Origin of the sequence: Pseudomonas sp. BIOMIG1BAC (assembly GCF_001705995.2) — a bacterium.
GTDB classification, from domain to species: Bacteria; Pseudomonadota; Gammaproteobacteria; order Pseudomonadales; family Pseudomonadaceae; genus Aquipseudomonas; species Aquipseudomonas sessilinigenes.
Genome location: NZ_CP049045.1, coordinates 317,848 through 340,000, shown reverse-complemented (window position 1 = coordinate 340,000; position 22,153 = coordinate 317,848). Strand labels below are relative to the sequence as shown.

22 protein-coding genes (1 of these 22 cut by a window edge) are annotated in these 22,153 nt (G+C 63.2%); 20 read left to right on the top strand and 2 right to left on the bottom strand.

The genetic code is table 11. From position 1 onward, the window contains the following. Positions 1–839: the 5' portion of an acyl-CoA dehydrogenase gene (locus ATY02_RS01625; RefSeq protein ID WP_068584271.1), read on the bottom strand. 343 nt of this gene lie to the left of the window's left edge; only the first 839 of its 1,182 coding nucleotides appear in the window; it begins with the start codon at positions 837–839; its stop codon lies off the left edge, out of view. A 157-nt stretch (positions 840–996) separates the two neighbouring features. Here ATY02_RS01625 and ATY02_RS01620 point away from each other — a divergent pair, with 157 nt between their 5' ends. The 11 genes from ATY02_RS01620 (at position 997) to ATY02_RS01570 (ending at position 11,112) form a co-directional block, all read left to right on the top strand. Continuing rightward, positions 997–1,896, top strand: a complete 900-nt coding sequence (locus ATY02_RS01620) for a LysR family transcriptional regulator (protein ID WP_068584268.1) — start codon at positions 997–999, stop codon at positions 1,894–1,896. Positions 1,897–2,343: 447 nt separating this feature from the next. Next, a complete protein-coding gene (locus ATY02_RS01615) occupies positions 2,344–3,465 on the top strand; it encodes a Re/Si-specific NAD(P)(+) transhydrogenase subunit alpha (RefSeq protein WP_068584264.1) in 1,122 nt (373 codons plus the stop codon). A gap of 15 nt (positions 3,466–3,480) precedes the next feature. Next, a complete protein-coding gene (locus ATY02_RS01610; protein ID WP_003233786.1) occupies positions 3,481–3,801 on the top strand; it encodes an NAD(P) transhydrogenase subunit alpha in 321 nt (106 codons plus the stop codon). Beyond that, entirely contained in the window at positions 3,801–5,237 is a 1,437-nt protein-coding gene (locus ATY02_RS01605; protein WP_068584260.1) for an NAD(P)(+) transhydrogenase (Re/Si-specific) subunit beta, read from the top strand. Before ATY02_RS01610 ends, ATY02_RS01605 begins: the two co-directional genes overlap by 1 nt. Before the next feature lie 179 nt (positions 5,238–5,416). Next, positions 5,417–6,910: an acetyl-CoA hydrolase/transferase family protein gene (locus ATY02_RS01600; RefSeq protein ID WP_068584257.1), complete on the top strand. Its 1,494-nt coding sequence runs from the start codon at positions 5,417–5,419 to the stop codon at positions 6,908–6,910. 320 nt (positions 6,911–7,230) lie between these two features. Then, entirely contained in the window at positions 7,231–7,446 is a 216-nt protein-coding gene (locus tag ATY02_RS01595; RefSeq protein WP_068589259.1) for a DUF1127 domain-containing protein, read from the top strand. A gap of 278 nt (positions 7,447–7,724) precedes the next feature. Continuing rightward, positions 7,725–7,913 (top strand): DUF1127 domain-containing protein, encoded by a 189-nt coding sequence (locus ATY02_RS35885; RefSeq protein ID WP_083235705.1) that lies wholly within the window; start codon positions 7,725–7,727, stop codon positions 7,911–7,913. A 159-nt stretch (positions 7,914–8,072) separates the two neighbouring features. Then, positions 8,073–8,393 carry a DUF2388 domain-containing protein gene (locus ATY02_RS01585; protein ID WP_068575365.1) on the top strand — a complete coding sequence of 107 codons (321 nt, stop codon included), beginning with the start codon at positions 8,073–8,075 and terminating at the stop codon, positions 8,391–8,393. 104 nt (positions 8,394–8,497) lie between these two features. Further along, a complete protein-coding gene (locus ATY02_RS01580; protein WP_068575366.1) occupies positions 8,498–8,806 on the top strand; it encodes a DUF2388 domain-containing protein in 309 nt (102 codons plus the stop codon). A gap of 27 nt (positions 8,807–8,833) precedes the next feature. Beyond that, positions 8,834–9,154, top strand: a complete 321-nt coding sequence (locus ATY02_RS01575) for a DUF2388 domain-containing protein (protein WP_068575367.1) — start codon at positions 8,834–8,836, stop codon at positions 9,152–9,154. Continuing rightward, positions 9,151–11,112 carry a DUF4105 domain-containing protein gene (locus ATY02_RS01570; protein ID WP_068575368.1) on the top strand — a complete coding sequence of 654 codons (1,962 nt, stop codon included), beginning with the start codon at positions 9,151–9,153 and terminating at the stop codon, positions 11,110–11,112. The genes ATY02_RS01575 and ATY02_RS01570 overlap by 4 nt, the downstream gene beginning before the upstream one ends. A 75-nt stretch (positions 11,113–11,187) precedes the next feature. On the opposite strand, the gene ATY02_RS01565 is transcribed toward ATY02_RS01570, so the two are convergent. Beyond that, a complete protein-coding gene (locus ATY02_RS01565; protein ID WP_068575369.1) occupies positions 11,188–11,589 on the bottom strand; it encodes a GFA family protein in 402 nt (133 codons plus the stop codon). A 318-nt stretch (positions 11,590–11,907) separates the two neighbouring features. On the opposite strand from ATY02_RS01565, the gene ATY02_RS01560 reads away from it, so the two are divergent. The 9 genes from ATY02_RS01560 (at position 11,908) to ATY02_RS01520 (ending at position 22,134) form a co-directional block, all read left to right on the top strand. Further along, a complete protein-coding gene (locus tag ATY02_RS01560; RefSeq protein ID WP_068575370.1) occupies positions 11,908–13,215 on the top strand; it encodes a CitMHS family transporter in 1,308 nt (435 codons plus the stop codon). A 66-nt stretch (positions 13,216–13,281) separates the two neighbouring features. Continuing rightward, positions 13,282–14,046, top strand: coding sequence for a TerC family protein (locus ATY02_RS01555; RefSeq protein ID WP_068575371.1), 765 nt, complete (start codon positions 13,282–13,284; stop codon positions 14,044–14,046). Positions 14,047–14,270: 224 nt separating this feature from the next. Then, on the top strand, positions 14,271–15,929 hold the full coding sequence (locus ATY02_RS01550) for a Na/Pi cotransporter family protein (protein ID WP_068575372.1): 1,659 nt from the start codon (positions 14,271–14,273) through the stop codon (positions 15,927–15,929). 58 nt (positions 15,930–15,987) lie between these two features. Next, positions 15,988–17,370 carry a M16 family metallopeptidase gene (locus ATY02_RS01545; RefSeq protein WP_068575373.1) on the top strand — a complete coding sequence of 461 codons (1,383 nt, stop codon included), beginning with the start codon at positions 15,988–15,990 and terminating at the stop codon, positions 17,368–17,370. 160 nt (positions 17,371–17,530) lie between these two features. Then, positions 17,531–18,574, top strand: coding sequence for a DUF5924 family protein (locus tag ATY02_RS01540; RefSeq protein ID WP_068575374.1), 1,044 nt, complete (start codon positions 17,531–17,533; stop codon positions 18,572–18,574). 54 nt (positions 18,575–18,628) lie between these two features. Beyond that, the gene (locus ATY02_RS01535; protein WP_068575375.1) at positions 18,629–19,777 is read left to right on the top strand and encodes an ABC transporter permease; all 1,149 of its coding nucleotides are present in this window, start codon (positions 18,629–18,631) and stop codon (positions 19,775–19,777) included. Then, complete coding sequence (locus tag ATY02_RS01530) at positions 19,774–20,577, top strand: ABC transporter ATP-binding protein (protein ID WP_068575376.1); 804 nt, start codon at positions 19,774–19,776, stop codon at positions 20,575–20,577. The genes ATY02_RS01535 and ATY02_RS01530 overlap by 4 nt, the downstream gene beginning before the upstream one ends. Position 20,578: 1 nt before the next feature. Further along, on the top strand, positions 20,579–21,517 hold the full coding sequence (locus ATY02_RS01525) for an MlaD family protein (RefSeq protein ID WP_068575377.1): 939 nt from the start codon (positions 20,579–20,581) through the stop codon (positions 21,515–21,517). Beyond that, complete coding sequence (locus ATY02_RS01520) at positions 21,514–22,134, top strand: ABC-type transport auxiliary lipoprotein family protein (protein ID WP_068575378.1); 621 nt, start codon at positions 21,514–21,516, stop codon at positions 22,132–22,134. Before ATY02_RS01525 ends, ATY02_RS01520 begins: the two co-directional genes overlap by 4 nt. Positions 22,135–22,153 lie beyond the last annotated feature (19 nt).

Sequence of the window (22,153 nt, the reverse complement as noted above, 5' to 3'; positions counted from 1 at the left end):
AACTGCTGACGATCCAGGGTGTACTGGCGAGCGGTGTGCCAGCAGAACTCGGCGGCTCCCAGGGCGCCCCAGGAAATACCGTAGCGTGCCGAGTTCAGGCAGGTGAAAGGACCTTTCAGGCCACGCACATCAGGGAAGATGTTTTCTTCCGGAACGAACACGTTATCCATGACGATCTCGCCGGTGATCGACGCCCGCAGGCCAACCTTGCCATGGATAGCCGGGGCGCTCAGGCCCTTCCAGCCCTTCTCCAGGACAAAGCCACGGATATCGCCAGCGTCGTCCTTGGCCCAGACCACGAACACATCGGCGATCGGGCTGTTGGTGATCCACATCTTGCTGCCGGTCAGGCTGTAGCCGCCATCCACCTTGCGCGCACGGGTCACCATAGCGCCCGGATCGGAGCCATGGTTAGGTTCGGTCAGGCCGAAGCAGCCAATCCACTCACCGGAAGCCAGCTTCGGCAGGTACTTCTGCTTTTGCGCCTCGGTGCCAAATTCGTTGATCGGCACCATCACCAGGGACGACTGCACGCTCATCATCGAGCGGTAACCGGAATCCACACGCTCCACTTCACGGGCGATCAGGCCGTAGCACACGTAGTTCAGGCCACTGCCGCCGTATTGCTCGGGAATGGTCGCCCCCAGCAGGCCCACTTCACCCATCTCGCGGAAGATCGCCGGATCGGTCTGCTCATGGCGGAAAGCCTCCAGGACCCGCGGCATCAGCTTGCCCTGGGCAAACTGCTCGGCGCTGTCGCGCACCATGCGCTCTTCTTCGGTCAGTTGCTGATCCAGCAGAAGGGGATCGATCCAGTTGAAGCTTGCTTTGCCGCCCATGGGAGAGTCCTCGTGAAGTAGGCCAACTATCGTGGATTGATCCTAGGCCTGGTCGTCGCCCCGGGCAAACGAGGATTTCGCATACTGTTGTGCTAATTTCTCACTTCGAAATGGCGACAAGTGCCATTTACAGCATTCATTAGTGAGATTGCCGTACATGCGCAGAAAAATTCCCAGCACCGCCGCGCTCATCAGCTTCGAAGCCGCCGCCCGTCACGAGAGCTTCACCAAGGCTGCCCTGGAGCTATCCCTGACCCAGGGCGCGGTGTGTCGACAGATCGCCAGCCTGGAGGAGTTCCTCGGCGTCGAGCTGTTCCGCCGCTCCCGACGCGGGGTCAAGCTGACCGAGGCCGGCCTGTCCTATAGCCGCCGGGTTGCCACCCAGCTGGATGCAGTGGAACGCGACACGCTATCGGTGATGGGGCAGCAGGGCGCCAACGTCATCGAACTGGCCGTGGTCCCGACCTTCGGCACCCAGTGGCTGCTGCCACGCCTCAAGGACTTCCAGCAACGGCACCCGGACGTCACCGTCAATCTGACCAACCGCACCCGGCCATTCCTGTTCGCCGATACTCCCTTCGACGCTGCCATCTACTTCGGCGACGCCGATTGGTCCGGCACCCAGTCCCACCGTTTGATGGACGAACACCCCATGCCGGTATGCAGCCCGGCCATGCTGGGCGAACTTCAACAGTTATCCCCCGAAGCCATTGCCGAGCTGCCCCTGCTACAGCAGACCACCCGGCCCTACGCCTGGCGCCAATGGTTCAACTCCCAGCAGTTGAACATCCCCCGCGACATGACAGGCCCACGCTACGAGCTATTCTCAATGCTCGCCCAGGCCGCCATGCACGACATGGGCATCGCCTTGATCCCGCCGTTCCTGATCCAGCGTGAACTGGCGGAGAAGCGCCTGGTGATCGCCAACCCCAAGGCCCTGTCGAGCATCAAGGCGTATTACCTGATGATTCCCGAGCGGAAGGTCGAGTCAGCCTCGCTACGGGCATTTCGCGATTGGCTGGTACACCAGGCACACAGCTACACCCTGGAAAATTAAGGCCTCCAGCCTTACTTGACCTCGTAGTCAGAAAAATCAAAGCACTACAGATATAACTATTTGTCGCATATAGACAGACTGTACCGACATCGACCAAAAACCTTCTCCAAGCAGCTAACCACGTGGGTTGTAGGGTTTATTGGCAGACAATGTATGTGCATTCATGTCACCAATGCGAAAAAACTTAAATTTGCGGTAAAACCCTTGAAAGCCAAGGCCTACAAGGCCTAAGCCCAGAGGGTTGCGACATTCGGTCACGGGGTGACTTGTAGTTAATTTTCCGTCACTAGTCAGAATGCCTTGAAGGCCTCAAAGTTCGCCTGCAAAATGCCGCGCCCCGCTGTGATTTCAGCGGGATCGTGCTGATCGGCCGCCCCAGCGCCCCTGCGTAGTGCGCTGGCCTTCTAAGAAAGATCGCAAGCAATAAGATCAAGCAGGAGATTTGACGTGCACATTGGTGTTCCTCTCGAAACCCAGACAGGTGAAACGCGGGTTGCTGCAACCCCGGAAACCATCAAGAAGCTGATCGGCCAGGGTCATAAAGTCACTGTGCAAAGCGGCGCCGGCATCAACGCCAGCGTTCCCGACAGTACCTACGAAGCGGCAGGGGCGACCATTGGCAGCGCCAACGATGCCTTTGGCGCCGAGCTGATCCTCAAGGTAGTAGCCCCCAACGACAGCGAGCTGGCTCTGATCAAGAGCGGGACCGTCCTGGTAGGCATGCTCAACCCGTTCAGCAATGAAACCATCGCCAAGCTGGCCGAACGCGGGATCACCGCCTTCGCCCTGGAAGCTGCGCCGCGCACTTCTCGGGCCCAGAGCCTGGACGTGCTGTCGTCCCAGGCCAACATCGCCGGCTACAAGGCCGTGCTGCTGGCAGCCCACTACTACCCGCGCTTCATGCCGATGCTGATGACCGCCGCCGGTACCGTTAAGGCCGCCCGTGTGCTGATCCTCGGCGCCGGCGTGGCTGGCCTGCAAGCCATCGCCACGGCCAAGCGCCTGGGTGCGGTGATCGAGGCTTCCGACGTACGCCCAGCGGTCAAGGAGCAGATCGAATCCCTGGGTGCCAAGTTCGTCGACGTCCCTTACGAAACCGATGAAGAGCGCGAATGCGCCGAAGGCGTTGGTGGCTACGCTCGCCCAATGCCAGCCAGTTGGATGCAGCGCCAGGCCCTGGCCGTGCACGAGCGCGCCAAGCAGGCGGACGTGGTCATCACCACCGCCCTGATCCCCGGCCGCAAGGCGCCGACACTGCTGAGCGCCGATACCGTGGCCCAGATGAAGCCCGGCTCGGTGGTCATCGACCTGGCCGCCGCCCAGGGCGGCAACTGCCCGCTGACCGTGGCTGACCAGGTGGTGGTCGAGAACGGGGTGACCATCGTCGGCCCGACCAACCTCGCCGGCGCAGTAGCTGCCGACGCGTCGGCCCTGTATGCCCGCAACCTGCTGGACTTCCTGAAGCTTGTCTTCACCAAAGAAGGGCAGTTCGACGTCAACCTCGAAGACGACATCGTCGCCGCGTGCCTGATGTGCCGCGACGGCCAAGTCATCCGCAAAAACGCCTAAGCAGGGATTCAGACGATGGAAGAGCTCATCTCCCCCGGTATCTACAACCTGATCATCTTCGTGCTGGCGATCTATGTCGGTTATCACGTGGTCTGGAACGTCACACCCGCACTGCACACACCGCTGATGGCGGTGACCAACGCCATTTCCGCAATCGTCATTGTCGGCGCCATGCTGGCCGCCGCCCTGACCGTAACCCCGCTGGGCAAGACCATGGGCACCCTGGCCGTGGCCCTGGCCGCGGTCAACGTGTTCGGTGGCTTCCTGGTCACCCGCCGCATGCTGGAAATGTTCAAGAAGAAAGCGCCCAAAGCCAAAGAAGAGGTGCAGAAATAATGAGCATGAACCTGGTAACCACCCTCTACCTGATCGCCTCGGTGTGCTTCATCCAGGCGCTCAAGGGGCTTTCGCACCCGACTACGTCGCGCCGCGGCAACCTGTTCGGCATGCTGGGCATGGCCCTGGCGGTACTGACCACCGTCGGCCTGATCTACAAGCTCGGCGCCGAGCTCGCCACCGCCGGTATCGGCTATGTGATCGTCGGCCTGCTGATCGGCGGCACCGCCGGCTCGATCATGGCCAAACGCGTCGAAATGACCAAGATGCCTGAGCTCGTGGCCTTCATGCACAGCATGATCGGCCTGGCCGCGGTGTTCATCGCCATCGCCGCCGTGGTCGAGCCGCAGTCCCTGGGCATCGTCAAGCAGCTGGGCGACTCGATCCCCACCGGCAACCGCCTGGAGCTGTTCCTCGGCGCGGCCATCGGTGCCATCACCTTCTCCGGTTCGGTGATTGCCTTTGGCAAGCTGTCGGGCAAGTACAAGTTCCGCCTGTTCCAGGGCGCACCGGTACAGTTCGCCGGCCAGCACAAGCTGAACCTGGTACTGGGCCTGGCTACCCTGGGCCTGGGCATCACCTTCATGGTCACCGGCAACCTGGGCGCCTTCGCCCTGATGCTGGCCCTGGCCTTCATCATGGGCGTGCTGATCATCATCCCTATCGGCGGCGCCGACATGCCGGTGGTGGTGTCGATGCTCAACAGCTACTCGGGCTGGGCGGCGGCGGGCATCGGCTTCTCGCTGAACAACTCGATGCTGATCATCGCCGGCTCCCTGGTGGGCTCCAGCGGCGCAATCCTCTCGTACATCATGTGCAAGGCGATGAACCGCTCGTTCTTCAACGTGCTGCTCGGCGGCTTCGGCAACAGCGCCGATGCCGGCGGTCCAGCTGGCGCCCAGGAGGCCCGCCCGGTGAAGTCCGGCTCGGCCGACGACGCGACCTTCCTGCTGACCAACGCCGACACCGTGATCATCGTGCCCGGCTACGGCCTGGCGGTGGCACGCGCCCAGCACGCGCTGAAGGAACTCACCGAGAAACTGGTCCACCGTGGCGTGACCGTGAAGTACGCGATCCACCCGGTGGCAGGGCGCATGCCTGGCCATATGAACGTGCTCCTGGCCGAGGCAGAAGTGCCCTACGACCAGGTGTTCGAGATGGAGGACATCAACTCCGAGTTCGGCCAGGCCGACGTGGTACTGGTGCTCGGCGCCAACGACGTGGTCAACCCGGCAGCGAAGAACGATCCTAAATCGCCCATCGCCGGCATGCCGATCCTCGAGGCCTTCAAGGCCAAGACCGTCATCGTCAACAAGCGCTCCATGGCCAGCGGCTATGCCGGCCTGGACAACGAACTGTTCTACCTGGACAAGACCATGATGGTCTTCGGCGACGCCAAGAAGGTCATCGAAGACATGGTCAAAGCCGTCGAATAACCCTGCTGTAGCGCAATACCCCAAACCTCAGCCTTTAGTAGGCTGGGGTTTTTTATTTATACCAGCAAGCCGACGGAAGGCTCTGGAACGGGCCCCTTCATTCGACCTTTGTCGCGGGGCGTTTTTTTTGGAAATCACTAGACTGCGCTTCTTGCTTTCGTTGCCCGAGATAACAATCCATGTACCGTGATCGTATCCGCTTGCCTTCGTTGTTGGATAAGGTGATGAGCGCTGCAGACGCTGCCGCTCTGATTGAGGACGGCATGACCGTCGGCATGAGCGGCTTCACCCGCGCCGGTGAAGCCAAGGCCGTGCCCCATGCCCTGGCCGAACGGGCCAAGGTGTCACCGCTTAAAATCAGCCTGATGACCGGCGCCAGCCTGGGCAACGACCTGGACAAGGAACTGACCGAGGCCGGCGTACTGGCCCGGCGCATGCCGTTCCAGGTGGACAGCACCCTGCGCAAGGCGATCAACGCCGGCAAAGTGATGTTCATCGACCAACACCTGTCGGAAACCGTCGAACAACTGCGCAACCAGCAGCTCAAGCTGCCGGACATCGCCGTGATCGAGGCGGTGGCCATTACCGAGCAGGGGCACATCGTGCCGACCACCTCGGTGGGCAACTCCGCCAGCTTCGCGATCTTCGCCAAGCAAGTGATCGTCGAGATCAACATGGCGCACAACCCGAACCTGGAAGGGCTGCACGACATCTATATCCCGACCTATCGCCCAACCCGCACGCCGATCCCGCTGGTGAAGGTCGACGACCGCATCGGCAGCACCGCCATCCCGATCCCGGCGGACAAGATCGCCGCCATCGTCATCACCGACCAGTCCGACTCGCCATCCACTGTCTCGACCCCGGACAGCGAGACCCAGGGCATCGCCAACCACCTGATCGACTTCCTCAAGCGGGAAGTGGAGGCCGGGCGCATGAGCAACAAGCTCGGCCCGTTGCAGGCCGGTATCGGCAACATCGCCAACGCGGTGATGTGCGGCCTGATCGAGTCGCCCTTCGAAAACCTGACCATGTACTCCGAAGTACTGCAGGACTCGACCTTCGACCTGATCGATGCCGGCAAGCTGAGCTTCGCCTCGGGCAGCTCCATTACCCTGTCGAGCCGGCGCAACGCCGATGTGTTCGGCAACCTGGAGCGCTACAAGGACAAGCTGGTGCTGCGCCCGCAGGAGATCTCCAACCACCCCGAAGTGGTACGGCGCCTGGGCATCATCGGTATCAACACCGCGCTGGAGTTCGACATCTACGGCAACGTCAACTCCACCCACGTCTGCGGCACCAGGATGATGAACGGCATCGGCGGCTCGGGGGACTTCGCCCGTAACGCGCACCTGGCGATCTTCGTTACCAAGTCGATCGCCAAGGACGGGGCTATTTCCAGCGTGGTGCCCATGGTCAGCCATGTGGACCACACCGAGCACGACGTCGACATCCTCGTCACCGAAATCGGCCTGGCCGACCTGCGCGGCCTGGCGCCCCGGGAGCGGGCACGGGTGATCATCGACAACTGCGTGCATCCGTCCTACCGCGACGCCCTCAACGATTACTTCACCAAGGCCTGCGCCCTGGGTGGCCACACCCCGCACATCCTGCGTGAAGCCCTGAGCTGGCACATCAACCTGGAAGAAACCGGGAAGATGCTCGCCGAGTGATGGATACAGTCGGCGGCTGACGCAAGCACAGTTGCGCCAGCCCGCCGACTTCACTTCTACAACATTGCAAAAACTGTACTGCTGTACCGGTCTTTTCCTCGCCTGAAACCGCCGCCTACCCACCAAAAATCCGCGAAATGCACCAAAAAGGTGCTGACAGGTACAGTTGTGCCATTTCGGAACAGTACAGCCCCTATAAACAGTTAACTGGTCATTCACAATACAGGTGAACTGTATCTACAGAGTCTTGCGCCGGAGGAGGATCATGGGCACCAGTTAAACCACTACCTGATCCCGCCACAAGCGGAAGGATGTCAACCATGGAACGTACACTCAGTTCCGAACTGTTCTTCGAAGACAAGGCTGCAAAATCCCAGGCTTCCATGCCTCTGCGTATCATCGCCAACCTGATGCTGTGGCAGCGCCGCATCTCCAGCCGCCATCAACTGGCTCGCCTGGACTCGCGTCTGCTGGCCGATGCCGGGATCAGCGAAGCACAACGCTACGAAGAGCTGAGCAAGCCGTTCTGGCGCTAACTCAGCGTCGCTGGCCCTGACCCACCGGGTCCACCGCCAGCACCCCGAATTGCATTAACAAGACCCGCCACGGGAAACCGCGGCGGGTCTTGTCGTTTCTGGCCTGAAAAACCCTGGAGCCCGGCGTACAGCCTCGGTCGATAGCGACAAGTACAGTTTTAAATAATTCAAAACTGAACCAGTACAATTTTCCCCTGGTGTACCTGTCCGCGCCTGCTGGCACGGCTCATCATGTGATCTACGGGAACAATGCCCGGCCTTTCATCGAGGATCGCATCATGAACTCATCAGTCAGGCACACCGGCCTCCAGGCCTTGCACACTTGGCTGGACGCTTTCAGGAACATGCAGGAACGAAGCAGGACCCGTCGGCTGCTGGCCCAACTGGATGAGCGACAACTGGCAGACAGCGGCATCAGTCATTGCGAAAGGGCAGCAGAACTGCGCAAACCTTTCTGGCGGACCTGAGCAGGTATGGGCGAACAGAACGGCTGAGCCTAATATCAGTCCTGACGTGGCGATTCTCGCTCGAGCTGCGTCAGAGCTATCAGACACAGCACCTCGCAGTGACTGCCCGGCGTCTCACTCAGCGCCCTTCATCTGTCTGTTCATCTACAGGAGTTATCCATGTCCCGTCTCCGCTTGCTTAGCGCTGCCGCACTGCTGGCCCTGGCCGCCAACGCCCACGCCACCAGCCTGATCGTGACCACCGATGCCATCGTCGGCGCGCTCAAGGCCACCTCCGATGCCACCTCCGACGCCACATCCTCCCTGCGCGACCACAAGATCGTCCGTGCTGCCCGGGATGACGCCGCCAGCTTCGTCGCCACCGATGGCGCCATTCGCGGCGTGAAACTGGAAAGCGCCTTCGCCCACATCCGCCAGCAGGCCCCACTGCTGCAACAGGCCACGGACGCACAACTGGCCCAGGCCATCCTGGCCATCTGAGCATCGTCGACTTCAGGTGCAGCTACGCACCTGGAGCCCTCTGCGCTGGTCCTCCGGCGGTCATTGCGCTAGCCTTGGCCGCTGGTTTTCAGCTGTAGAGACCCATGGGTTTGTTCCGCATCACGCTTATCGCTCCCGTATTGATCGTCCTTGGTTGGACCAACCTGGCACAGGCAATGGACCTGAGCACCCAGAGCTCGGTCATCACCGCCTACGCTACTAGCCAGGTGACCTCCGCGCCCTTCGACCATAAACTTGTACTTGCCGCCCAGGATGACGCCGCTGCCTTCGTTGCAACGGACGGTCGACTGCTTGGTGCGCGCCTGGAGTCAGCGCTGAAATATCTGCGCCACGCCCCGGCAAAACTTCATGCCAGCGACCTTGAACTGGCGCAGGCAATTCTCGTCCAATAGCCACCCCTGTTATTCCGGAGTCGTTCCATGCGTAGCCCACTGATTGCCGCCACCCTCGGCCTGTTGTTGTTGGCCGACGTGGCCCAGGCACATACCCTGGTGGCCACCAGTAACATCATCGTTCGCGCCTTCGGCCGCACGATCGATTTCACCTCGGACACCACTACATCCATCCGTGACTCCAAGATCGTTCGCGAAGCCCACGACGACGCCGCCAGCTTCGTCGCCAGCAACGGCGATATCCGTGGTGCCCAGCTGGAGGCCGCCTTCGGCACCCTGCGCTCTCGCGTACCGGAAGCTCGTGACGCCAGCGACCAGGTGCTCGCCGAAGCCATCCTCGCCCTGTGAAACCACTCTTCGCCTGGCTGCTCGCGGCAGCCCTGGGGTTGTCCTGTGCCAGCGCCCAAGCCGAGTTGAAGCTGCGCCTGAAGACCGACGGCCTGAACCCGCAGCAACAACAAGCCAGCCAGGCGCTGCTGGATGAAGCGATGCAGGCTTTGCCGCCACGCTTCATCCAGCAACTGGACCGCACCATCGACGTCGGCTGGACCGACCGCATGCCGGACAACGCCTATGGCGAGGCCTCCCTGGTCGCGGAGCTGGACCTGAACCGCGCACTGCTACCCAGCCTCGCCGATGGTTCTGCCGCCACCCAGAAGACCCATCGCCCCCATGGCACCGTGCGCCGGGAAATGCTCGCCACCGTGCTCCATGAGCTGACCCATATCTATGATCGTGCGCGCCTCTGGCCCAGCGCCGAGCGCAGCCTGATCCAACGCTGCACCCGCAACAACGGCACCACAGGCCTGGTGGGCCTGCCAGACGCCTGTCGCGGCCAGAACGATCGCCGCTTCACCCTGAGCGACGACCCGCGCCTGCTGGACCTGGCCGGCTGGCCGCAGTACGTCGGCCGCCGCGGGGAGCGTGAGCAGCACAACCGCCAGGTTGCCCGCAGCCCCGACCTCTACGAGACGACCAATCCCAAAGAGTTCGTCGCGGTGAACATGGAGTACTTCCTCCTCGACCCGAGCTACGCCTGTCGGCGTCCGGCGCTATATCGCTACTACCAGGAGCACTTCGGTTGGGCACCAGCCGCCAAGGACACCTGCGCCAAGTCCTTTGCGTTCCTCAATGCCGGCAACGACTTTGCCAAGACGCCCCTGGGGAAGGTCGACCCGGAGCGGGTCTACGCGGTGGACTACCTGCTGGCCGAAGCCAACCAGAACTGGGTCAGTCGCTGGGGCCACAGCATGCTGCGCCTGGTGATCTGCGCGCCGGGCCGGCCTCGTGGGCCGGATTGCCGGCTGGACCTGGACCAGCACCTGGTTCTGTCCTATCGCGCTTTCGTCGGTGACGTGCAGCTCTCCAGCTGGGACGGCCTGGTGGGCAAGTACCCGTCACGCCTGTTCATCCTGCCGCTGTCCCAGGTGATCGACGAGTACACCAAGACCGAGCTGCGCAGCCTGGCCTCGGTGCCCCTGAACCTCTCGCGCAGCGAAATCGAGGAAGTGGTGGAGCACGCCGCCGAAATGCACTGGAGCTACGACGGCAACTATTACTTCCTGTCCAACAACTGCGCCGTGGAAAGCCTCAAGCTGCTGCGTAGCGGCAGCAACAACCAGCAACTGGTTGGCCTGGACAGCATCATGCCCAACGGTCTCCTGGAGGTGCTCAAGGGCAGGGGACTGGCCGATACCAGCGTGCTCGACGATCCTCGCGAGGCCCTGCGCCTGGGCTATCGCTTCGACTCCTTTCGCGATCGCTACCAGGCGATGTTCGAAGTCATCAAGAAGCACCTGCCGATCAAGGAAACCAGTGTCGAAGACTGGCTGTCCCTGAGCGCCGAACAGCGCCGCCAATGGTTCGACCAGGCGGACTTGCGCACCAGCGCTGCGTTGCTACTGCTGGAGCAAGCCAGTTTTCGCCGGCAGTTGCTGTTGGCCCAGGACGAGGTCAAGCAACGCTACCTGGGTGCCCGCGAGCTGAAGAACGGCGGTATGGAACAGGCCAACAAGACCTTGCAGGAAATTCTCGCCAACAGCGGCTTCCTCAGTCGCCCGGCGGAACTGCTGGGCAGCAGTGGCTATGGCCTGCCACAGCCCAGCGAATGGCAGCGCCTGGAGTCGGAAAGCAGCACGCGGCAAAAGCAACTGCAATCCTTGACCGGCGACCTGGACAAGGAAGTGCGAGCCTTGCTGGAACCGGCCCGGGCAGCGGAAATTGCCGCCAACGAAGCCAACCTCAAGCAGGTGGGCGAACACCTGCGGGCGCTGCACAAGGCCGCCGGCGGTCTGGAACTGCCATAACCGCAGCCGAACCCGCGGGGTTGCGAAAAGGACCACAGGCCTTGCTTGGCGTTCTTGAGCGCCTCGCGACCGCGGCTACAGGGTTTCTTGCGGTTCCTGCGGCAAGTGCTCGTCCAGGTGCAGCCAGGGCAGGCGACTGTCGGTCCAGATATGCCGCTGCGCCGGGGCCTGCTCCGGGTGGTCCAGGGTGGCGATAGTGACGTCGATGCTGTCCGGGCTCAGCTGGGTGATGAGCGCCAGGTGCGCCCCGCAATCACTACAGAAGTAACGCGCACAGCTGGCAGACGAGTCATAACGGGCAGGAATGCCTTGCAGCCACCGGAAAGCCGAGGCGGGCAGGGTGATCCAGGTCGTGACCAAGCCGCCGCTGACCCGACGACAGATCGAACAATGGCAGTGGGCGATATCCTGCAACGGCCCACTGAATTGATAACGCACCCGGCCGCAATGGCAGCCCCCGCTGTGCAATGGGTCCATGTCCCTGCCTCCTTTGCCTTGAAGTCCTTCACTGTATGCCGCCTGTCGGGCATTGCCACAGCCGCGACTTCCTTTCTTCGGCGAAAGCTGGCTGAAAGCTTGCGCCATTAGGATCGCCTCCCACCACCGGCGACAGACCGGTTGGCCAGAGCGAGCGCACGCGCGCTCCCGGCCCTATTAACAACAACAATGGTGATTCTGATGTCCGCTCGTACCCGCCTGTTCGCTGTCCCCACTCCCGTACGCCTCGTGCTTGCCGTCCTGCGCTGATCCTTCCCGATCGCCATTCCCTAGCCGCGCTACGCCTGGAGTATTCCCATGCTGACTTTCCTTGGCTTCGCCATGGTCATCACGTTCATGTTCCTGATCATGACCAAGCGCCTGTCGGCGCTGATCGCCCTGATCATCGTGCCCATCCTGTTCGCCCTGTTCGGTGGCTTCGCGCCGAAGATCGGCCCGATGATGCTCGAAGGCATCACCAAGCTGGCCCCCACCGGCGTGATGCTGATGTTCGCCATCCTGTATTTCGCCCTGATGATCGACTCCGGCCTGTTCGACCCGGCCGTGCGCAAGATCCTCAAGCTGGTCAAGGGTGATCCGCTGAAAGTCTCGGTGGGCACTGCGGTGCTGGCCCTGGTGGTATCGCTGGACGGTGACGGTGCCACCACCTACATGATCTGCGTGGCCGCCATGCTGCCGCTGTACAGCCGCATCGGCATGAGCCCGCGGATCATGGCCGGCCTGATCATCCTCGCCGGCGGGGTAATGAACATGACCCCATGGGGCGGCCCCACCGCCCGCGCCGCCAGCGCGCTGCACGTGGATCCATCGGACATTTTCGTACCCATGATCCCGGCGATGCTGGCCGGCGTGGTGGCGATCCTGGCCATCGCCTACCTGTACGGCAAGCGCGAGCGCGCCCGCCTGGGTGAACTGCACCTGGTTGGCGAAGAGATCGATCACAGCGAGATCAGCGTGTCGCAATACCCTGACGCTCGTCGCCCCAAGATGATCTGGTTCAACGGCGCCCTGACCTTCGCCCTGATGTGTGCCCTGATCGCCGGCCTGCTGCCGCTGCCCGTGCTGTTCATGGTGGCGTTCAGCATCGCCATGATCGTCAACTACCCCTGCCTGCAACAGCAGAAGGACCGGGTCGCGGCCCATGCTGGCAGTGTCCTGGCGGTGGTCGGGTTGATCTTCGCCGCCGGTATCTTCACCGGCATCCTGTCCGGCACCGGCATGGTCGACGCCATGTCCAAGAGCCTGCTGGCCGTGATCCCCGAAGCCCTGGGCCCTTACCTCGCGGTGATCACCGCCCTGGTGAGCATGCCGTTTACCTTCTTCATGTCCAACGATGCCTTCTACTACGGTGTCCTGCCGGTACTGGCCGAGGCTGCCAGCCACTACGGCATCACCGCGGTGGAGATGGCTCGCGCGTCGATCGTCGGCCAGCCCGTACACCTGCTCAGCCCGCTGGTACCCTCGACCTACCTGCTGGTGGCCCTGGCCGGTATCGAATTCGGCGACCACCAGCGCTTCACCCTCAAGTGGGCAGTGCTGGTCTGCCTGTGCATAATGTTCGCCGCCTTGCTGATGGGAATATTTCCCCTGTTCAGCACTCTCTAAGGCCATAGATTCTTCGCCCTGGCCGATCACCGGACAGGGCCATAACACTCGCTCAAAGGAATACACATGGAATGGCTGACCAACCCGGAGATCTGGGTTGCCTTCTTCACCTTGACCGCCCTGGAGATCGTCCTGGGCATCGACAACATCATCATGATCTCGATCCTGGTCAGCCGCATGCCCAAGCACATGCAGGCCCGTACCCGGATCTTCGGCCTGGCCCTGGCCATGATCACGCGGATCCTGCTGCTGCTGTCGATCACCTGGGTCATGCGCCTGACCGACGACCTGTTCACCGTGCTCGGCCAGGGCATCTCCGGGCGCGACCTGATCCTGTTCTTCGGTGGCCTGTTCCTGTTGTGGAAGAGCTCCCAGGAGATGTACCACGCGCTGGAAGGCGAGGATGAGACCAACGACGAGCCCAAGGGCAAGGGCGGCAAGTTCATCTACACCATCATCCAGATCGCGATCATCGACATCGTGTTCTCCCTGGACTCGGTGATCACCGCAGTGGGCATGGTTTCCCACGTACCGGTGATGGTCGCGGCGATCGTCGTCGCGGTGCTGGTGATGATGCTGGCCTCGGGCACCATCAGCGAGTTCATCGACAAGCACCCATCGCTGAAGATGCTCGCGCTGTCGTTCCTGCTGGTGGTCGGTACCGTGCTGATCGCCGAAGCCTTCGACGTGCATGTACCCAAGGGCTATGTGTACTTCGCCATGGCCTTCTCCCTGGCGGTGGAAGTCATCAACATCAAGCTGCGGACCAACCTGGCGAAGAAAAAACAGCAAGAGCCTGTGAAACTGCGCAAGGACATTCCCGGTCAATAACCCGAATGCGCTGAAATCGTCGAAATGAAAAAGGGGCTTTCGGGCCCCTTTTGCTTGCCTGGAACATGACGTTTTCATAACAGTTATGTTTCAGTCGCAAGATTAGCTGTGCGATGCTGGCGCCTAGCGCGTTAGCCGACTAAAGCTTACTGACATAACCAAGAACCGCGCGCAGCAACGTCCACTGGCCCCGCTTGGGGCTCTTCACCCCAGGGGGCCCTCTCATGCTGACCCTGCTCAATCTGCTTTCCGCCGTGGCCCTGCTGGTCTGGGGCACCCATATCGTGCGCACCGGAATCCTGCGGGTCTATGGCTCCAACCTGCGCCACGTGATCGGCCAGAACATGGCCCGCCGGCCGCTGGCCTTCATCGCCGGGATCCTGGTAACCGCCATGGTCCAGAGCAGCAACGCCACGGCCATGCTGGTGACGTCCTTCGTCGGCCAGGGGCTGATGGGCCTGACTCCGGCCCTGGCCACCATGCTCGGCGCCGATGTCGGTACCGCCTTGATGGCCCGGGTGCTGACGTTCGACCTGTCCTGGCTGTCGCCCCTGCTGATCTTCATCGGGGTGATGTTCTTCCTCTCGCGCAAGCAGACCCGCGCCGGCCAACTGGGCCGGGTCGGCATCGGCCTGGGCCTGATCATCCTGGCCCTGCAACTGATCGTGGAGGCCGCAGCGCCCATCACCCACGCCCAGGGCGTGAAGGTGCTGTTCGCCTCGCTGACCGGCGACATCCTGCTGGATGCACTGATGGGCGCAGTGTTCGCCATGGTTTCCTACTCCAGCCTGGCTGCCGTGCTACTCACCGCGACCCTGGCTGGTGCCGGGGTCATCGGCCTGCCGGTGGCCATCGGCCTGGTGATCGGCGCCAACATCGGCAGTGGCGTGCTGGCATTCCTCAGCACCAGCATGCAGAACGCCGCCGGGCGCCAGGTGGCCCTGGGCAGCTTGCTGTACAAGCTGATCGGCCTGCTGTTGATCATCCCGGTGCTCAGCCCGCTGGCACACTGGATGGACAGCCTGGACTTCAGCCCCCAGGAGGTGGTGATCGGCTTCCACTTGCTCTACAACACCGCCCGCTGCCTGTTGCTGCTGCCCAGCGTCGGTCCCATGGCCAGGCTCTGTTCCTGGCTCTTGCCCGAGCGTCCCCAGGAAAATGGCCGGGCACGGCCCCGCCACCTCGATCCGACCGCCCTGGATACACCCAGCCTGGCCCTGGCCAACGCTGCCCGGGAAACCCTGCGTATCGGCGACCTGGTGGAGAACATGCTCGAAGCCATGGGCGACGTACTGCGGGGCAAGCAGACCTCCATCACCCAGGAACTGCGGGCCCTGAGCGACGACGTCGAAGTGCTCTACAGCGCCATCAAGCTGTACCTGGCACAAATGCCTCGCGAAGACCTCAGCGAACAGGACAGCCGGCGCTGGGCCGAGATCATCGAGCTGGCGATCAACCTCAAGCTGGCCAGCGACCTGATCGAACGCATGTTGCGCAAGGTCCAGCAGCAAAAGACCTCCCAGCGCCGCTCCTTTTCCGAGGTCGGCCTGGAGGAGCTGGCCGGACTGCACGCCCAACTGCTGGCCAACCTGCGCCTGGGACTGTCGGTATTCCTCAGCGCCGATCCGGAAAGCGCCCGCCAGCTACTGCGGGAGAAGCGCCGCTTCCGCGCCCAGGAACGGCGCCTGGCCCACGCCCACGTCAGCCGCTTGCAGCGCAAGATCGTCCAGAGCATCGAGACCAGTTCGCTGCACCTGGAGCTGATCGCCGACATGAAGCGCCTCAACTCGCTGTTCTGCAGCAGCGCCTATGTGGTCCTGGAAACCTCCGACACCGGTGCCCTGGAGGTCGAGGACATGAGCGACATCACCCATTCACCCTGAACGTCCAGGATGATGTGCAGTCTCTACAACTTACGCACGTCGTAAGGAAGTTCTTGTTATGCGTTGTCTGTTACTCGCCTGCCTGCTGCTGGGCAGCGCACAAGCTTGGGCCCTGGATCGCTTCCAGGTCGAAGGCTATACCCTGCCCAATGGCTTGCAGTTGCTGCTCAAGCCCGGCAGCGAGCGCGGCCACGTGGCGATTCGCCTGGTGGTGGGCGTGGGCCTGGACGATTTCCCGTGCCACGAAAAGGAGTTGCCGCACCTGCTCGAACACCTGCTGTTCAGCGGTATCGACGCCAGCGGCGAGGGCGGCCTGGAAGAACGCATGCAGGCCCTGGGCGGCGAGTGGAATGCCTACACCAGCAATGCCGACACCACTTTCGTCATCGAGGCCCCGGCCAAGAACCAGCGCAAGGTCCTCGACCTGTTGCTCTCGCTGCTGACCCATACCCGCCTGGACGACAATGCAGTGGCCGCCGCCAAGCGGGTAGTGGAGCGTGAGGACGGCGGCCACTATTCGCACCTGCAACGCTGGCTCGACCGCCAGGACCTGGGTCACAAGGCCAGCAACCAATTGGCCGTGGAACTGGGCCTCAAGTGTGCCGAGCGGGCCGAGGTCGACCATCTGACCCTGGCCCAGCTGGAACAGGTGCGCAAGGATTGGTACGCCCCCAACAACATGACCCTGATCGTGGTCGGCGAACTGGATCGCCTGCTGCCGGCCTACCTTGAGCGCACCTACGGCGCCCTCGAACCGGTGGAGCCAAGGGAACATCCGGAGCTGCCCCAGCTCGAAGGCCACGCGGCCCCCGTACGCGACCTGATCCGTGGCTGGGTGGGGCAGAGCGCCCAACTGCACTGGCTGTTCCCCGAGCCGGTACTGGAGCAGCAGCACAGCGAGACCTTCGACCTGCTCAAGGACTATCTGGACTGGGCGCTGTATCGCCAGCTACGCCTGACACATGAACTGTCCTACGGCCCCTGGAGCGATCGTGAGGTATTCGGCGGCGTCGGCTTCCTCAGCCTCAACGCGGACCTCGAGCGCGAGAACCTGCCCCAGGCCCGGCAAGTCGTCGAACAGCTGCGCAGCCACCTGCTCAAGGACGGGCTCGACCCCGCCACCTTCGCCCGCTTGAAACAGGCCGCCATCGACCGCCAGGCCTGGGCAGTGCAGGGCAACAGCGCCCTGGCGGACTACTACTGGAGCGCACTGGGCGACTTCGACGATGGCCGGTTCAGCGATCCGGCCAAGGCTTTGCGGGCCGTGACCCTGGACCAGGCCAACCAGGCCCTGCACCAACTGCTGCAGCAGCCAGGCTACCTGCGGATCGAAAAACCCCTGCTGGGCGACGAGCAATTGCTCTGGCTGATGGGCGGGCTGCTAGCCCTGGTGCTCCTCGGTGGCCTGGGCGTGGGCTTGTGGCGTCGTCAATCCCGATAAGCCATGACGAGCAAACCGGCAAGCCTCGAAGAGCACGACCAGCTCCCCGGGCCGGACACCCTGTACAGCATGTCCGGACAACAGCCTGCTCCCTCGCCAGGGACCGCCGCCGACGTTATCCTGTCGCGCTTTTTCCTGCCATGACCGTGACTTGCACCCGATGCCCGACTGGAACCGACACATAAAGCGCCTGCTGCAACTGATAGAGCGCTATCCGGGGGTCATTGCACTGGGTGGCTTCATCTCTGGGGTCTGCAGCTTCATCCTGGTGGACCGGCAACAGAGCCTGGCGTCATGGATCGCCATCATCATGCTGGTGAGCTGGGTCTGGTTGATGCTGGAGAACAGCCTGACCCAGCTGTTCGCCCAGGTCTTCAAGCGCGAGATCCCCCAGCCGCTGCTGCGCTATGCCACGCAGATGATCCATCAGGAAAGCCTGTTCTTCGTCCTGCCATTCTTCTTCGTCACCACCAGCTGGACCAGCGGCCAGCTGGTGTTCACCGGACTATTGGGCGCCGCGGCGCTGATCTCCATCACCGACCCGCTGTACTACAAGTGGCTGGCCCCGCGCCGCTGGTTGTTCCTCGCGCTGCATACCCTGACGCTGTTCGCCGCACTGCTCACGGCCTTGCCGCTGATCCTGCACCTGACCACCGCCCAGAGCTTCAAGCTGGCCCTGGGCACAGCGATGCTGCTGTCCTTTCCGAGCCTGGCCTCGATCCTGCCGATCCGCAGTGCGCGTAGTGGCGTGGCCGTTCTGTGCATCACCCTGGCCATCGGCGGCACCGGCTGGCTGATGCGTTCCTGGGTGCCGCCGGCCACCCTGTGGCTGACCGAGCAAACCATCAGCACCCAGCTCCAGGACCGTACTCCCGGGGCCAGCCTGGAACGCCTGGACACCACCCAGGTGCGCGGCAATGGGTTGTACGCCTATACCGCGATCAATGCACCGCGCGGCCTGGACGAGCGCATCTACCATGTCTGGCAGTTCAACGGCAGCGAAGTGGATCGCATCGCACTGGATATCCATGGCGGACGCAAGGAAGGCTATCGGGCCTGGTCCCACAAGCAGAACTTCCCGGCCAACCCCACAGGCGACTGGCAAGTGCGGGTGGTCACCGAAGACGATCAGGTGATCGGCGTGCTGCGTTTTCGGATCGACGATCCAGATCAAGGCGCCGCCAAGACGGGCAAGGCAAATTAATCCGGATCGTGCTATTACGTAGCACTGCGAAATCGCCACACAAGCACGGAGCTTATGACTACCAGCGTGACGCCCGGCACCGCTCAACTGGATCTTGCCCAATCCCCGGCGCAATTGCGCATCCGTGGCGACTGGACGCTGGCGCACTACAGCGAGCTCAAGCGCCTGAGCCAAGCGCTGGATGGCCGCTACGACAGCAGCACCCATATCGACCTCAATGGCTTGGGTGCCCTGGACACCGCCGGCGCCTCGCTGCTGGTGGAATTGCTCGGGGCCGAGCGCCTGGGCCACAGTGCCGAACACCCCGACTGCACCCTCTCCGCCGCCGACCGCGCCCTGTTGCAAACCGTCTACAGCTCGCTGAACGATTTCTGCGTACCGGTCAAGCAACCGGAGATTCCGGTCGGCATACAGCTGCTCTCGCGGATCGGCGGATCGGTCTACACCGTCTGGCAGGACACCCTGAAAGTCCTGAGTTTCATCGGCCTGATCCTCGAGACCCTGGCCCGCGGCCTGCTACATCCCAAACGCTGGCGCATCACCCCGGTGGTGGCGCATATCGAGCAGACCGGCCTGGACGCCGCGCCCATCGTGGCCCTGCTGACCTTCCTGGTGGGGGCGGTGGTGGCCTTCCTCGGGGCCACGGTGCTGGCCGGATTCGGCGCCAGCATCTTCACCGTGGACCTGGTAGCGTTTTCCTTTCTGCGTGAATTCGGCGTACTGCTCACCGCCATCCTCATGGCCGGACGCACCGCCAGCGCCTTTACCGCACAGATCGGCTCGATGAAGGCCAACGAGGAGATCGACGCGATCCGCACCCTGGGCCTGGACCCCATGGAATTGCTGGTCCTGCCCCGGGTCCTAGCCCTGCTGGTGGCACTGCCGATGCTGACCTTCCTGGCCATGCTATCGGGCATCATCGGCGGCGGGGTGGTCTGTGCGCTGTCGCTGGATATTTCGCCGGCGATGTTCCTTTCGCTGCTGCATTCGGACATCGGCGTGAAGCACTTCCTGCTGGGCCTGGTGAAGGCCCCGATATTCGCCTTCCTGATCGCCGCCATCGGCTGCCTGGAGGGCTTCAAGGTCAGCGGCAGTTCCGAATCGGTAGGGGCCCACACCACCTCCGCCGTCGTGCAGTCGATCTTCGTGGTGATCGTCATCGACGCCGTGGCCGCACTGTTCTTCATGGAGATGGGCTGGTGAGCCGCCCGCCGCGCGCGCCCGCCGAGGCGGTGATCGAGGTTCGCGGGCTGTGCAACCGCTTCGGCCCGCAGAGCGTGCACGAGAACCTCGACCTGGACGTGTACAAGGGCGAGATCCTCGGCGTGGTCGGTGGCTCGGGCAGCGGCAAGTCGGTACTGCTGCGCAGCATCGTCGGCCTGCGCCAGCCCAGCGAGGGCTCGGTGCGGGTATTCGGCCAGGACCTGCCAAGCCTGCCGGAGCAGCAGCGCTCGCTGGTGGAGCGACGTTTCGGCGTGTTGTTCCAGAAGGGCGCGCTGTTCACCTCGCTGACGGTGACCGAGAACGTCGCCCTGCCACTGATCGAACACGCCGGCCTGTCGCGCGCCGACGCCGAGCACCTGGCGGCGGTGAAGCTGGCCCTGGCCGGCCTGCCGCTGTCGGCGGCGGACAAGTACCCGGCGTCGCTGTCCGGCGGCATGATCAAACGCGCGGCCCTGGCCCGAGCCCTGGCCCTGGACCCGGACATCCTGTTTCTCGACGAGCCCACCGCCGGCCTGGACCCGGTGGGCGCCGCCGCCTTCGACCAACTGATCCTGACCCTGCGCGACGCCCTGGGCCTGAGCGTGTTCCTGGTCACCCACGACCTGGATACCCTCTACACCATCACCGACCGGGTGGCGGTATTGGCCCAGAAGAAGGTGCTGGTGGCCGATGCCATCGACATCGTCGCCGAGACCCCGGACGCCTGGATCCACGAATACTTCCACGGCCCTCGCGGCCGCGCGGCGTACCAGGCCGCGACACCGACCAACGAGGGATGACATGGAAACCCGAGCCCATCACGTACTGATCGGCCTGTTCACGGTGATTCTGGTGGCCGGCGCCTTGCTGTTCGGCCTGTGGCTGGCCAAGTCCAGCGTCGACAGCGCCTTCCAGGACTACGAGATCGTCTTCAATGAGGCCGTCAGCGGCCTGTCCCGGGGCAGCTCGGTGCAGTACAGCGGGATCAAGGTCGGCGACGTGGTCAACCTGCGCCTGGACCCCAAGGACCCGCGCCGGGTACTGGCGCAGATTCGCCTGGGCGGCGACACACCGATCAAGGAAGACACCCAGGCCAAGCTGGCCCTGACCGGCATCACCGGCACCTCGATCATCCAGCTCAGTGGCGGCACCCCGCAAAGCCAGCCCCTCAAGGGCAAGAACGGCCAGTTGCCGACCATCATCGCCTCGCCATCGCCCATCGCCCGCCTGCTGAACAACAGCGACGACCTGATGACCGGGGTCAACCTGCTGCTGCATAACGCCAACCGGCTGTTTTCCCCGGAGAACGTGGGCCGGGTCAGCAATACCCTGGATAACCTGCAGAAGACCACCGCCAGCATCGCCGAGCAACGTAACGACCTGCGCCAGCTGATGCAGCAACTGGGAACCATCACCAAGCAGACCAGCGCCATGCTGGAACAGACCACGGCACTGATGCGCAACGCCAACGGCCTGCTCAACGACCAGGGCCGGCAGATGTTCGGCAGCGCCGAGCAGGCCATGCGCTCGCTGGAGCAAAGCAGTGCCACCCTGAACACACTGTTGACCGACAACCAGGATTCGCTGAGCAACGGCATGCAGGGCCTCAATGGCCTGGCGCCGGCCGTGCGCGAACTGCGCGAGACCATGAGCTCGCTGCGGGCCATCACCCGCCGCCTGGAAGCCAACCCCGGCGGTTACCTGCTGGGTAACGAGAAGAACAAGGAGTTCACGCCATGATGCGTGCCTGTCGCCTGTTTGCCCCCCTGGCCCTGGGAGCCGCCCTGGTCCTGGGCGGCTGCTCGATCCTGCCCAAGAGCGAGCCGCTGGATATCTACCGCTTGCCGGTGAACCAACCCAGCACCCCGGGCAAGGCCTTGCCGTGGTCGCTGCAACTGCTCAAGCCCCAGGCCAGCGATGCCCTGAACAGTGCCAGGATCGCAGTGATCCCCCAGGGCGACTTGATCAGCAGCTACAAGGCTTCGCGCTGGACCGACCCGGCACCGATCCTGCTGCGCAACCGCCTGCTGGATGGATTCCAGCGCGACGGCCGGGTCCAGCTGTTGAGCACCGACGACAGCAACTTGCAGACCGACCTGGCCCTGGGCGGCGACCTGCAAGCGTTCCAGACCGAATACCAGGGCAAGGCCGCCCAGGTGGTGATCCGCCTGGATGCACGGCTGATCCGTGGTGCTGACCAGAAGATCCTCGCCAGCCGACGCTTCGAGGTACGCCAGCCGCTGGCCGAGACCCGGGTGCCGGCGGTCGTGGCCGGGTTTGGCCAAGCCAGCGATGTGCTGGCCCGCCAGGTGGTGGACTGGGCCGTAGGGCAGGGCAACCAGGTGGGGAAACGCTGAGCTCCAGCGCGCCGGCAGG

Excerpts from the sequence above, each read along its gene's own strand:
- ATY02_RS01620 (WP_068584268.1), top strand. The coding sequence starts at position 997 with ATGCGCAGAAAAATTCCCAGCACCGCCGCGCTCATCAGCTTCGAAGCC.
- ATY02_RS01610 (WP_003233786.1), top strand. The coding sequence starts at position 3,481 with ATGGAAGAGCTCATCTCCCCCGGTATCTACAACCTGATCATCTTCGTG.
- ATY02_RS01605 (WP_068584260.1), top strand. The coding sequence starts at position 3,801 with ATGAGCATGAACCTGGTAACCACCCTCTACCTGATCGCCTCGGTGTGC.
- ATY02_RS01600 (WP_068584257.1), top strand. The coding sequence starts at position 5,417 with ATGTACCGTGATCGTATCCGCTTGCCTTCGTTGTTGGATAAGGTGATG.
- ATY02_RS01595 (WP_068589259.1), top strand. The coding sequence starts at position 7,231 with ATGGAACGTACACTCAGTTCCGAACTGTTCTTCGAAGACAAGGCTGCA.
- ATY02_RS35885 (WP_083235705.1), top strand. The coding sequence starts at position 7,725 with ATGAACTCATCAGTCAGGCACACCGGCCTCCAGGCCTTGCACACTTGG.
- ATY02_RS01585 (WP_068575365.1), top strand. The coding sequence starts at position 8,073 with ATGTCCCGTCTCCGCTTGCTTAGCGCTGCCGCACTGCTGGCCCTGGCC.
- ATY02_RS01580 (WP_068575366.1), top strand. The coding sequence starts at position 8,498 with ATGGGTTTGTTCCGCATCACGCTTATCGCTCCCGTATTGATCGTCCTT.
- ATY02_RS01575 (WP_068575367.1), top strand. The coding sequence starts at position 8,834 with ATGCGTAGCCCACTGATTGCCGCCACCCTCGGCCTGTTGTTGTTGGCC.
- ATY02_RS01565 (WP_068575369.1), bottom strand. The coding sequence starts at position 11,589 with ATGGACCCATTGCACAGCGGGGGCTGCCATTGCGGCCGGGTGCGTTAT.
- ATY02_RS01560 (WP_068575370.1), top strand. The coding sequence starts at position 11,908 with ATGCTGACTTTCCTTGGCTTCGCCATGGTCATCACGTTCATGTTCCTG.
- ATY02_RS01555 (WP_068575371.1), top strand. The coding sequence starts at position 13,282 with ATGGAATGGCTGACCAACCCGGAGATCTGGGTTGCCTTCTTCACCTTG.
- ATY02_RS01550 (WP_068575372.1), top strand. The coding sequence starts at position 14,271 with ATGCTGACCCTGCTCAATCTGCTTTCCGCCGTGGCCCTGCTGGTCTGG.
- ATY02_RS01545 (WP_068575373.1), top strand. The coding sequence starts at position 15,988 with ATGCGTTGTCTGTTACTCGCCTGCCTGCTGCTGGGCAGCGCACAAGCT.
- ATY02_RS01540 (WP_068575374.1), top strand. The coding sequence starts at position 17,531 with ATGCCCGACTGGAACCGACACATAAAGCGCCTGCTGCAACTGATAGAG.
- ATY02_RS01535 (WP_068575375.1), top strand. The coding sequence starts at position 18,629 with ATGACTACCAGCGTGACGCCCGGCACCGCTCAACTGGATCTTGCCCAA.
- ATY02_RS01525 (WP_068575377.1), top strand. The coding sequence starts at position 20,579 with ATGGAAACCCGAGCCCATCACGTACTGATCGGCCTGTTCACGGTGATT.
- ATY02_RS01520 (WP_068575378.1), top strand. The coding sequence starts at position 21,514 with ATGATGCGTGCCTGTCGCCTGTTTGCCCCCCTGGCCCTGGGAGCCGCC.